Origin of the sequence: Gemmobacter nanjingensis (genome assembly GCF_014652195.1) — a bacterium.
Lineage (GTDB): Bacteria > Pseudomonadota > Alphaproteobacteria > Rhodobacterales > Rhodobacteraceae > Gemmobacter > Gemmobacter caeni.
On the sequence record NZ_BMYI01000005.1, the window covers coordinates 88,837 to 100,881 of the forward strand.

At 63.1% G+C, this 12,045-nt stretch carries 10 protein-coding genes; 5 read left to right on the forward strand and 5 right to left on the reverse strand.

Going from position 1 to position 12,045, the window contains the following annotated elements:
* Window positions 1-105: 105 nt before the first annotated feature.
* Complete coding sequence (locus IE126_RS10550) at window positions 106-861, forward strand: IclR family transcriptional regulator (protein ID WP_158640680.1); 756 nt, start codon at window positions 106-108, stop codon at window positions 859-861.
* On the opposite strand, the gene IE126_RS10555 is transcribed toward IE126_RS10550, so the two are convergent.
* Window positions 858-1,631 (reverse strand): SDR family NAD(P)-dependent oxidoreductase, encoded by a 774-nt coding sequence (locus tag IE126_RS10555; protein WP_189380934.1) that lies wholly within the window; start codon window positions 1,629-1,631, stop codon window positions 858-860. The genes IE126_RS10550 and IE126_RS10555 overlap by 4 nt on opposite strands.
* Window positions 1,632-1,848: 217 nt before the next feature.
* On the opposite strand from IE126_RS10555, the gene IE126_RS10560 reads away from it, so the two are divergent.
* Window positions 1,849-4,329 (forward strand): FAD-dependent oxidoreductase, encoded by a 2,481-nt coding sequence (locus tag IE126_RS10560; protein WP_189380935.1) that lies wholly within the window; start codon window positions 1,849-1,851, stop codon window positions 4,327-4,329.
* A 54-nt stretch (window positions 4,330-4,383) separates the two neighbouring features.
* Here IE126_RS10560 and IE126_RS10565 read toward each other — a convergent pair whose 3' ends face one another.
* From IE126_RS10565 to IE126_RS10580, 4 genes are all read right to left on the reverse strand, one after another.
* Window positions 4,384-5,736: an aminotransferase class III-fold pyridoxal phosphate-dependent enzyme gene (locus IE126_RS10565; protein WP_108128969.1), complete on the reverse strand. Its 1,353-nt coding sequence runs from the start codon at window positions 5,734-5,736 to the stop codon at window positions 4,384-4,386.
* A gap of 4 nt (window positions 5,737-5,740) precedes the next feature.
* A complete protein-coding gene (locus IE126_RS10570) occupies window positions 5,741-6,403 on the reverse strand; it encodes an HAD-IA family hydrolase (RefSeq protein ID WP_108128968.1) in 663 nt (220 codons plus the stop codon).
* On the reverse strand, window positions 6,388-7,863 hold the full coding sequence (locus IE126_RS10575; RefSeq protein ID WP_189380936.1) for an aldehyde dehydrogenase family protein: 1,476 nt from the start codon (window positions 7,861-7,863) through the stop codon (window positions 6,388-6,390). Before IE126_RS10575 ends, IE126_RS10570 begins: the two co-directional genes overlap by 16 nt.
* 89 nt (window positions 7,864-7,952) lie before the next feature.
* Window positions 7,953-8,744, reverse strand: coding sequence for an IclR family transcriptional regulator (locus IE126_RS10580; RefSeq protein WP_158640679.1), 792 nt, complete (start codon window positions 8,742-8,744; stop codon window positions 7,953-7,955).
* 119 nt (window positions 8,745-8,863) lie between these two features.
* Here IE126_RS10580 and IE126_RS10585 point away from each other — a divergent pair, with 119 nt between their 5' ends.
* The 3 genes from IE126_RS10585 to IE126_RS10595 all read left to right on the forward strand — a co-directional run bounded on the left by IE126_RS10585 (window position 8,864) and on the right by IE126_RS10595 (window position 12,032).
* Window positions 8,864-9,796 (forward strand): tripartite tricarboxylate transporter substrate binding protein, encoded by a 933-nt coding sequence (locus IE126_RS10585; protein ID WP_189380937.1) that lies wholly within the window; start codon window positions 8,864-8,866, stop codon window positions 9,794-9,796.
* 122 nt (window positions 9,797-9,918) lie between these two features.
* On the forward strand, window positions 9,919-10,533 hold the full coding sequence (locus IE126_RS10590) for a hypothetical protein (RefSeq protein ID WP_054302447.1): 615 nt from the start codon (window positions 9,919-9,921) through the stop codon (window positions 10,531-10,533).
* A gap of 8 nt (window positions 10,534-10,541) precedes the next feature.
* Complete coding sequence (locus IE126_RS10595) at window positions 10,542-12,032, forward strand: tripartite tricarboxylate transporter permease (protein ID WP_108128963.1); 1,491 nt, start codon at window positions 10,542-10,544, stop codon at window positions 12,030-12,032.
* Window positions 12,033-12,045: the final 13 nt, after the last annotated feature.

Sequence of the window (12,045 nt, forward strand, 5' to 3'; positions counted from 1 at the left end):
CTGGGGTTTGAATTCGCCGGTCCGGTTTAATATCCTATACGCCAGTGCAGGCAGCAGGGATCGGTGGCGATGCAGAGCAGGGAAGAGGTAAACCCGAATAAGGTGATGAAAAGCGTTGATCGCGCCCTGGCCGTGCTGCGCTATTTCACCGTCGCGGAGCCGGAGCTTGGGCTTGCCGACGTTACACGGCGATCCGGCCTGGACAAGGCGACCGTGCATCGTATCCTCACCGCGCTGGCCCGGAACGGTCTGCTGGAACAGATGCCCGCCACCAGAAAATACCGGCTTGGACCGGAATCGCTGCGCCTTGCGCAGGTGCGCGAGGCGTCGGTGCCAATCACGGCCATTCTGGCGCCGGTTCTGGCCCAGCTTTCGACGGACAGCGGGGAAACTGCACATGCGAGCCTGGGCGCCAGCGAAGGCATGCTGACAATCGGGGTCAGTGAACCCCAACGCTCCACCCGCGTCTTTGTCGATCCTTCCGCGAGCCTGCCTTTCCATGCCTCAGCCTCGGGTCAGGTCTTTTGTGCCTTTGCCGATGCCGAACAGGGCGAGGCGATTCTTCAGGCCACCCGTTTCGAGCAGTTCACCGAAACGACGCCGGTTGACGCGCGCGACCTGCGCCAGCGGGTCGATGCCGCGCGGCAGAATGGCTTTGCCGTGGCGCATGGCACGCTGGAGGCCGATACCGTCGGGGTCGCGGCGCCATTCTTCGATGCCAGCGGGCGCGTGATCGGGGCCGTGGCTGTGGCGGGGCTCAGCTCGCGCATGGATGGCGAGGCGATTGCACGGGCGGGCGCGCTGGTCTGCGCCGCAGCCAAGCAGGTGACCCGTCAGCTGGGCGGCAGATCCGGCGCCTAGCTGTCGAAGGCCAGCATGCCTGCGTCTACGGTCCGGCCGCCGCCGTCTGCGGTGACGACGCTTCCGTTGATGAAACTCGCGGCGTCAGACAGCAGGAAGGCCACCACACCCGCGATCTCCGAGGCATCTGCCGCGCGGCGCTGTGGGATGTGTTTTGTTACCTGTGCATAGCCTTCCTCGGCGCTGCCCCCAAGTTCAGCCATCTCCATGTCACCCATCTCGGTCCTGACCCAGCCGGGCGACACCGCGTTGGCGCGCAGGCCGTGGCGTGCATTCTCGAAGGCAAGCGACTGGATCAGGCGGATCAGACCGGCTTTTGAGGCCGAATAGGCCGAAAGACCCATCCCGGTTGCATGGGCGGCAACGGAGGCAATCCCGACGACCCTGCCCTGCCGATGCAGCAGATGGGGCAGGGCGGCCTGCGCGAGCACGAAGGGGGAGGTCAGGTTGACCGTCAGCTGTGCCTGCCAGTCGTCCAGCGACATCTCCGCCACGGGCGCGGGCGCGACAATCCCGGCATTGAGCACCAGCGCATCCAGACGGCCAAGACGTTCGATGATCCGGTCGGGCAGACCGCGCGTCTCGGCAAGGTTGTTCAGGTCACAGACCAGGGCGACGCCGCCAATTGTGTCTGCCAGCCGGGTGATCGGTTCGGGTCTGCGGCCGCAGATCACAACGCGGTAATCGGTAGCCAGGCGACGCGCGATCGCAGCACCGATCCCGCTTCCTCCACCCGTCACCAGCGCGACGGGTCTTTCATCAGATGACATGAAGCGTTCTCCCGGTGCAGCAAGTTTTATGGTTTATTATTATCACCAATAATAGCTTTTCTTGAGGAAAAGTCAATGTGATGCCTCCGCCGGGCAGAAGATTGTTGCTTGACAGGGGCTGCCTGAATCAAAAATAATGCACCCTAGGTGATTATTGTAAACCAATCCCGCCCAGTGACTGATCCGCCCGTCTGCCACAGCCAGCAAGGACCCTGATATGGATATCGCCAGGACAACATCATCCGACCTTCCCTCCAGCGCGCCGGTCGTCATCATCGGTGGCGGAATTGTCGGGGTTTCTACGCTTTATCACCTTGCCAGACGCGGAGTGCCGGCGGTGCTGTTGGAGCGCAGAAAGCTTGCCTCGGGCACGACCTGGCATGCCGCCGGGATCGTGGGGCAATTGCGCGACAGCACGGCGCAAACGGAGCTCGGCAAATACACTGCCCGCCTTTTCGCGGAGCTTGAGATCGAAACCGGGCAGGCGACCGGCTACAAGCCGAACGGGACAATCAATCTGGCGCTGGGGGAGGTGCGGCATGAACAGCTGCTGCGCAGCCATGACCATGCGGTGCGGATGGGGATTCCGACCTACCTTCTGACGCGCGATGAACTGTCAGAGAAATGGCCCTGGATCGTGGTGGAGGATGTGCGCTCTGCCTTCTTCGTCCCCTCGAACGGGCAGGTGAATCCGCTGGACGTGACGGTTGCCCTGTCGAAGGGCGCACGGGCGCAAGGCGCGCAGGTGTTTGAACAGACCAGGGTCACGGAAATCGTGATCCGTGATGGCAAGGTCGCAGGTGTGGCCACCGACCGTGGCGTGATCGCGACCGGGAAAATCCTGCTGGCGGGCGGCATGTGGAGCCACCTTTTTGCCAAGGCGCATGGTGTCACGGTGCCGCTGCATGCCACCGAACACTTCTATATCGTGACCGAACCCCTGGCGGGCCTGCGGAAGGATCAGCCGATCCTGAACATCGCCGAAGAACGGACCTACTGGAAAGAAGATACCGGCAAGCTGCTGATCGGCGGTTTCGAGGCACACGGCAAGCCCTATGGGCAGAGCGGTATCCCTGAAGACTTCGAGTTCGACCAGCTTCCTTTCGACATGGACCATGTCGAACCGGAACTGGAACGGATGTTTTCCCGAATGCCGGGCCTCGGTGACCTTGGCATCCAGACCTTCTTCAACGGACCGGAAAGCTTTACCCCTGACGGCCGCCCCTATCTTGGTCCGACAAGCGAGGTGAAGGGGTTGTTTGTCGCCACCGGCATGAATTCGAACGGTATTCTCAATTCAGGCGGTGTCGGGTTGACCATGGCGGAATGGCTGATCGACGGCCAGCCCTCGCGCGGGATGGGGCCGCTTCTGCAACGCCGCGCGCATCCGTTCCAGCGCAATACGCGCTATAACCGCGATCGCGCGGCGGAATCCGTCGGGTTCCATTACGGGGTCAGCTGGGCCGGGCGGCAGGTCCATTCCGCCCGTGGGGTGCGTCGCGTACCGTTGCATGACCGGCTGGCCGCGGCCGGGGCAACCTTTGCCGAACGGATTGGCTGGGAGATGCCGCAATATTACGACCCCGAAAAGCGCGGTTGGGATGAAACCCCACGCCTGCGCTGGAAGGCGTGGTCGGGGCTGGTGCAACAGGAATGTCTGGCCGCGCGCGATGCCGCTGTGCTGATTGACCAGTCGATGTATGCAAAGATCCAGGTTCAGGGGCCGGATGCGGTGCGCGCGCTCAATCGCGTTTGCGGCGCCGAGATGGATGTTGCCGTAGGCACCTCGGTCTATACGCAGTTCCTGAACATGCGGGGCGGGATCGAGGCGGATGTGACCGTTACGCGCATCGCGCCGGAATGCTTCATGGTCATCACGGGCCATCCCAGCCAGATGCGCGATCAGGGATGGATTCGCGATCACGCCGATCCGGAGTGGCGGTTCGAGATTTTCGATGCCACCTCGGCCTATGCCCTGTTGTCGCTGCATGGCCCGCAGTCGCGTGCAATTCTTCAGGCCCTGTCCGACGATGACCTGTCGAATGCGGCTTTTCCCTTTGGCGCGGCCCGCGAGATCGACATTGCCTACGCCCGTGGCTGGGCGATCCGTCGGTCTTTTCTGGGCGAACTGGGGTTCGAGCTGCTGTTGCCAGCCGAATTTTCCGCGGGGATCTATGACGAGATCCTGAATGTCGGGCAGCCGTTGGGGCTGCGTCACATGGGCATGTTCGCCATGAACGCCTGCCGTATCGAGAAAGGTTTCCGCCACTTCGGCCATGACATCGCCGAAGACGATACGCCCTATGAAACCGGCCTCGGTTTTGCCGTAGCGCTGAACAAGGCCGAAGCCTTCCTTGGACGCGAGGCACTGGCGCAGCAGAAGGCGGGTGGCCCCGCCACCAGACATCGCACCGTTTCGGTGCGTGTCGAGGGCGTTGACGCGGTGAACGGGCCTTATCTGATCCATAACGAACCGATCTGGCGCGATGGCCGGATCGTCGGTCATGTCACCTCGGGCGACTGGGGCTTCCGGCTGGGGGCCATGGTTGGCCTTGCTTCGCTGCACCGCGATGAAGGGGTGGACAAGGCCTGGCTGGACGCGGGTGGCTTTACCGTCCAGATCGCCGGTGCCTTCTATCCGCTGACGGTCGGGCTGGCGCCGTTCTACGATCCACAGGGCGCGAGGATGCGCGGGTAACGCGAAAGGCCCGCCCTTTGCAGGGCGGGCCTTTGTTCTGGCCCGGAGGCGCGATTACAGTGACGAGAAGCCCGCTTCGAGCGCGGACAGGATTTTGGCCACATCTGCTTCGGTCACCACGAGCGGTGGCGAGAGGATGATGTTGTTGCCGGATACACGGACCATCGCCCCGGCCTCGTAAGTGGCGCGGTGCACTTTGCCAATGATCTTCTTGTCGACCGGGGCCTTGCTTGCCCGGTCGGCTACCAGTTCCAGCGCGCACATCAGGCCGTGCCCGCCGCGCACATCACCGATGATCTGGTGCCGCGCCATCAGCGCCTGAAGCCCGGCGAAAAGCTGGGTGCCCCGCGCTCCGGCATTCAGGTGGATCTGCTGGCGCTCGATCTCCTGCACGCAGGCGACCGCTGCCGCCGCCCCGACCGGATGGCCCGAGTAGGTATAGCCCGACCCGATCGCGCCCTTGCCGGTAGTATCCTTCTCGAAAACCTCGGCAACCGCGTCGGAGATCATCACCGCGCCGAAAGGGAAATAGCCGTTGGTGATCGCCTTGGCGGAAACCAGCAGATCGGGTTGCACCCCCCAGTGGCGCGACCCGGTCTTGCTGCCCGTCCGGCCGAAGGCGGTGATCACCTCGTCCGCGATCAGCAGGATGCCGTATTTCGAGCACAGCGCCCGCACACCGGGCATGAAGCTTTCATGCGGCGGGATCACGCCGCCCGCGCCCAGCACCGGCTCCATGATGAAGGCGGCGATGGTCGAGGCATCCTGAAACTTGATCTCGTCCTCGATGGCGGCAAGGCAAAACTGCGCCAGCCGCGCGGGATCGGTTTCGTTGAACGGGTTGCGATAGGTGTAGGGCGCCGGAATATGGAAGCAGCCCGGCATCAGCGGCTCGTACTGAGTGCGGAAGTTGGCATTGCCGTTCACCGAAGCGCCAAGCGTATGCGTGCCGTGATAGCCTTTCTTCAGGCTGAGGAACTTCACGCGCCCCGCCTCGCCCCGGATCTTATGATACTGCCGGGCCAGCCTCAGCGCGACCTCGACCCCGTCCGAACCGCCCGAGGTATAGAAAGCGCGGGACAGGCCGTCCGGCGCGAAAAACTCGGCCAGCATCTCGGCCAGTTCGATGACATTGTCATTCGTCGTGCCGCGGAAAATCGAATAATAGGGCAGGCGGCCCAGCTGCGCGGTGATGGCGTCCTTCACCGGCTGGCAGGAATAGCCAAGGTTGACGTTCCACAACCCGCCCACCGCATCGACTGTCCGGTGCCCGTCGATGTCGATGATCTCCACCCCTTCTGCCTCGACGATGATGTCGGGCGGATTGGCCAGGCTGTCGGCGGGATGCGTCATCGGGTGCCAGAGACGGCGTGCGTTGTTTTCCTTGAGGAAATTGGAGTCTTTCATGGGGTCAATCTCCTTGGCGTAACAGGGAAAGGGCGCGCGCATAGCTGTCGCCCGGTTTGGTGACATCGAAATGGACATGGGGCATGCCCACCTCTGCCGCGCCGCGCAGGTTTCTGGCCTGATCATCGACAAAGACGCAGGCATCGGCGGGCAAGGCAAGCCCTTCGGTCACAAGGTGGAAGGCGCGCGGGTCAGGTTTCAGGATGCCCGTATAGGTCGCATCCACGATCAGGTCGAAGTCCGCGAGAAACGGCAACTTCGTGCGGAAATCCCTGCCGTAGAACAGGTCCAGCTCGTTGGACAGGATCGCAAGGCGGAAACCTTCTGCCTGTGCGGCCCGGATGGTTTCCAGCGCTTCGGGCCGGATGACGGCGGCAGGATCCGCCCCCCGCAAACGGCCCACGAATTGCGGAAATTCGGTCCAGTGCTCGCCCACCAATGCGCCTGTCTCGCGCATCCGAAGCGCCCAGTAATCGCGTTCGGTGATTTCGCCGGCTTGCATCGCCCGCCACGGAGCGTCCTGACCGGGATCGAACGGCCCTCGCCAGACCAGCGTGCCGGGGGCGAGGCCGAGAGCCGCCTCCGAAAGCGCATGCGTCTCGAACAGGGTCTTCGAGATGACCCCGCCGAAATCGAGCACCAGTGCGCGGCTCACAGCTTTACCCATACGGTTTTCAGATCGAGATATTTGTCGAAGGCATGCAGTGACTTGTCATGGCCGTTGCCGGATTGCTTCACGCCGCCCAGCGGCACCGTCAGGTCGGAGCCGCCATAGGTGTTCACATGGACAAGGCCCGCATGGATCTTGCGCACCATCCGATGTGCGCGCGACAGGTTCGATGTCCAGACCGCCGCGGCCAGCCCATAGGTCGAATCATTGGCCAGGGCGATGGCTTCGGCCTCTGTGTCGAACGGCGTCACGGTTACCACCGGGCCGAAAACCTCTTCCCGGAACACGCGGTCTTCGGGCCTTGCATCCGCGACGATGGCAGGCGCCATGTAGTAGCCGCCGGTTTCCTGCAAGAGACGCGCACCGCCGATGACATTCCGTCCGTTTGCCTTCGCCTCGTCGACGAAAGCCAGGTTCTGAAGCAGCTGCCGTTCAGAGTTCACTGCCCCCGCCTGCGTCGCATTGTCCAGAGGATCGCCAACCTTGATTGCGGCGGCATGGGCGGCCAGTTTTTCGACAAAGGCCGTGTGGATACTGCGCTCGACCAGGATGCGCGACCCGGCAATGCAGACCTGGCCCGAATTGCGGAAGATACCCTGGGCCGAGACTTTCGCCGCCTCGTCCAGATCGGGCGCATCGGCGAAGACGATATTCGGCGACTTGCCCCCCAGTTCCAGGTAGACGCGCTTGAGGTTCGACCGTGCCGAGGCCTCCATCAGCCTGCGTCCTGTCGGGCCGGAGCCGGTGAAGACCAGTGCGTCAACATCCATGGAAGATGCGATAGCGGCGCCGACGATGGCCCCTTCGCCGGTCACGACATTGAAGACCCCGGCGGGCATGCCTGCCTCAAGCGCCAGTTCGGCCACGCGCAGCAATGAAAGCGAAGCGGTTTCAGCAGGTTTCAGGACCATGGTGCAGCCAGCCGCCAAAGCGGGGCCGAATTTCCAGGCGCCGATCATCAGCGGGAAGTTCCATGGCACGATGGCCCCCACCACGCCCACGGGCGCCCGATGGACAAGGCCAAGGAAGGCGGGGTCGGTCGGCGCGACCTCGCCGGTCAGCTTGTCGATTGCCTCGGCATAATAGCGGATCGTGGCCACCGCCGAATGCGGCTCGGCCTTCAGCGCCATGCCGATCTCAGTTCCGTTCTCGCGTACACCCAGAACCGCCATTTCCAGCGCTCGCGCCTCGATAAGGTCCGCCCAGCGAAGAAGGATCTTCTTTCGCGCGGCGGGAGACAGATCCGACCAGCGCCCGTCGTCAAAGGCTGTGCGGGCCGCAGCGATGGCCGCTTCCGCATCCGCTGCGGTGCCATTGGCGCAGGTTGTCAGGACCGAGCCGTCGATGGGCGACCGGACAATACGCGTGCCGCCATCCGAGGCGGGCTGCCTTTTGCCGTTGATGACGTGCAAGAACGGCGCGAGCGGCGAACGGCGAAGGCTTTCAATCGAGGTCATGAGGGCTCATCGGTTCTTTATTTACACCAATGGTGTTTATCATGCACCGATCATCGTGACGGGTCAACAGCACGTTGCGTTGCGGGGCGTCAGGACTGGGCAAAGCGCGCTGCGGCTGCGCGAAACTCGGCTGACGGACGCCCGCCGATGCCGTAGTTCAGCTTCTCCGCCTCGCCAAACAGGGCGGCGATGGTCTGACGGCGCAGGTCGCTGGTCATGCGGTGCGCGGGCACGGCAACGGCGACCGCGCCCGCCGGAGTTCCATCCGTGTCGAAGACGGGGACGGCAATGCCGTAGACGTCATCCTCGTTGGTCTGGTCGGCCTCGGCATAGCCGGTCAGCCGCACTTCCTGCAGGCGGGCCTTGAGAATGCTGGAGTCCGTGATGGTTCGTGAGGTCTTGGCCAGCAAAGCCTCCGACAGGGCGCGATCAACAAAGTCAGGGCGCGCGAAGGCCAGAACCACAAGGCCCGACGCCGTGCTGTGAAGCGGCAGAATCTCCCCCGCCACCAGCGAGACGCGGCTGCCCCGATTGCTTTCGCTGACCCCGATGGTTGCAAGGGCGCGACCGGAAACAAGGGAGGCATGCGCCGTTTCGCCAAGGGCCGCAGAGAGCGAATCAAGGGAGTGCTGGAAGACGGAGGAAACTGGAAAAGCCGTTTCTCGCACCCGCGCCAGACGCAGCACGCCCGCGCCCAGGCGGTAAAGCCGTGCGTCGCCACGTTTTTCCAGCAACCCGTAATCGCACATCACCACCAGCATCCGATGCACGGTCGCCTTGTCGACGCCGGACCGGCGGGCAAGTTCCGAGAGTCCGATCTCGGGTTCGGATTCTGAAAAGAAATCGAGCAATGACAGGGCTTTGGCAACTGTGCTGGACATGGAGAGCTCCCTTCCCGTCAAAAACGGGCATCTGGACGGCATCAAATTCGTTGACGGACCAGACCTCAATCAATAGCATTGAACCGTCGGTGTCAATAATAAACCACAGGGAGACGACGATGTACACCACGAAACTGTTTCTGGCAGGTCTGGCGGCCTTCGCCTTTGCGGCGCCTGCGCTGGCTGAATACCCGGAACGCCCCGTCACGATGGTCGTGCCCTGGCCGCCGGGTGATCTTGAGGACCAGCTGACCCGCATCATCGCGGATGAATTCACCACCGAAACCGGCGTTCCGGCCAAGGTGGTCAACCGGCCCGGTGGCGGCGCGGTGGAGGGGGCGACCTTCGTGGCCCAGGCCACGCCCGACGGCTATACCGTGGGATCTTTCGTGATCGACGTGCCCACCGTGCATGTCATCAAGCAGGTCGCGACGTATAACCGGGACACGTTTGAACCCGTGGGGATCTTCCTGACCTATCCGTTCGCGCTGGTCGCGCGGGGGGATGCGCCTTACAGCGACATGGCGAGCCTTGCCGCCTATGCGAAGGACAACCCGGTCAAACTGGGGCATTTCGGCTATGACGTGGTGCCCACCATGGCGACTTTCGCCGCGGCCAAGCGGCTGGGGTTCTCGTTTGCGGCTGATACACCGGCGGACCTGCTGGATTGCACGCTGCTGCAATCGGGGGATGTCGATGTGATGGCGACGTCGATGGCGCTGGTTCTGCCCTGCCTCGATCAGGTCAAGGTGGTTGCGGCCTATACCGACCAGCCGCTTTCCCTGGCGCCTGATGTCAAGCTGCTGTCCCAACAGGTGCCGGGCCTCGACATCACGCTGTGGAACGGTCTCTTCGTGCCGAAGGGAACGCCGCAGGACATCATCGACAAGCTGGCGGCGGTGGCCGAGAAGGCGATGGCTTCGGAAAAGGCGCAGGATGTCGCGAAGAATACCGGGGCAGGTGTCTACTGGATGGGTGCTGCCGATGCCAAGGCGCGCATTGATGCCGACTACAACGCGGCAGAGGCGCTGGTGAAGGAAATGCAGGAATAATGTGACATGCTGCCGGGCGCTTCGCGCGGCCTGGCAGATATGGAGGTTGCCGGGCGTGAAAACGCCCCGCCTTTCCCACCCGCAAAGCAGGCTGCGCGGCCGCTGGCCGCAATGGAGATGCCATGTCCACCGATCCAGGGGCATCGGGGTTCGAGCCCGTGCCGCATGGTGTGCCCTTGCCGGACGACCCGGAGCACACCGAATTCGTCCATCCTGAAGCACAATCGCTGATCGCGCTCGTCTTCGTCATCCTCGCGGGCATTCTGCTGTTGCTGGTGCCGGTCGCGACCCGCGCGGCCCCCATGCACAAGGGGTGGTGGGTCGAGCCTGCCACCTGGCCGATCTTTGCGCTGTCCATCACCGTCGCGGCGGGCGGCTTCGAGGCGCTGCGCTGGGTCCGTGCGGGCCGCGCTGCGGGGTTCGGTGCCGATTTCCGGCAGAAGTCGCTTTGGGCTTTTGGCGCGCTTGGTCCGGCGCTGAAGTATTCAGCCGCATTCATCGTCTATCTTTTTGCTGTCGGCTGGGGCGGCTTTGCGCTGCCGTCCTTCATCTTCATGCAGGTGGTGATCTGGATGGCGGGGCTGCGCAGCACGGCATGGAAGCTGAAGGCCGCGCTGTTCGTCGTTCTTGTTGTGCTGGTCTTCCGCGTATTGATGGGCGTGTGGTTCCCGATGGCTCCGCTTTACCCGGCGTTCTTCCCGGACTGGTTCGTCCGGTCCGTCGCCATTTACCTCTGAGGTTCCCCGTGGACAGTGTCATCGCCGGCTTCGAACATATTCTGACCATCCAGATCATTCTGGCCCTGTTTCTCGGCGCGATCTGCGGCATTGCCGTCGGCGCGATTCCGGGGCTTGAACCCGCAGGTGCCATGGCAATCCTGCTGCCCTTCTCGCTGCAACTGGAACCGCTGGCGGGCATCACGCTCTTGCTGGGCTGTTACGGCGGCGCCTGGTACGGCGGGGCCATTCCGGCCATCCTCATCAAGGTGCCGGGCACACCCGTCAACGTGCTGACAACCTATGACGGCTATCCGATGACCAGGCGGGGCGAGGCGCATCGTGCGCTGTCGCTGGCCTATTCATCCTCGTTCATCGGCGGTATCTGTTCGGTCATGGCGCTGGTGTTTCTGGCCCCTTATCTTGCAGGTGTCGCGGCCAGCTTCGGCCCGCCGGAATATGTGGCCATCGCCGTTCTGGCCATCGCTTCGGTGATCCTTGCCCACTACAATCAGGTTGGCGGGGCGGTCATGTCACTGGGTTTCGGCATGTTCCTTGGCACGGTGGGTATGGAAAGCGTGTTCAGCACGCAGCGCTACACCTTTGATCAGGGCTGGCTTCTGGGCGGTGTGCCGCTTGTCCCGGTCGTCATCGGCCTTTTCGCCATGAGCCAGGGCTTTGTCCTGCTGACCTCGCCCTCCCGCAAGGGGCCGACGGTGAACATGGAATATTCCAACCGTTTCCGCGGCCTGCTGGAGGCGTTGCGCTATCCCAAGGTTCTGGGCCGGTCGGTCGGCCTTGGTCTGACGATGGGCCTTCTGCCCGGTGTCGGCGAGTTCGGGGCGCAGTTCCTGAGCTATTCGATCACGAAGCGCCTTTCGAAAAAGCCAGAGACGTTCGGGAAAGGCGCGCCGGAAGGGCTGATCGCTTCCGAAAGCTCCATCTCGGCCTGCACTTCGACCGTGATGATCCCGCTGCTGTCGCTGGGGATGCCGACCGACCCGCTGATGGCGATGGTTCTGACCGTCTTCATGATCCACAACATCGTTCCCGGCCCGCGGCTGTTCGTTGACCATCCCGATTTCGTAAGCGGCCTTTATGCCTCGCTTTTCCTTGCGAACATCCTGATCCTCGTGATCCTTCTGTTCGCAACGAAATACATCACGAAACTGGCCAACTTTAACCCGCGCTTCATTGGGGCCTGTGTGATGATCCTGGCCCTGATCGGGTCATACACGCAGAATTATCGCGTCAGCGATGCGCTGATCATGATTGTCTTCGCTATCGTCGGGCGCATCATGATCCGCAATGACATCCCTGCCTTCCCCATGGTGATCGGGCTGGTGCTGGGGCCGCTGTTCGAATGGCGTTTTGCACAGTCGCTGAGCCTGTCGAACGGGGACATGATGGTGTTCTTCGAGCGCCCCATCTCGGCCACACTGATCGGCCTTGCCGTCGGGGCCCTGCTGATCTTCGGCTGGACCAGCCTGCGCAGGAAGCGCAACGCCACCCCGGTCTGACCTCATGCGCGGG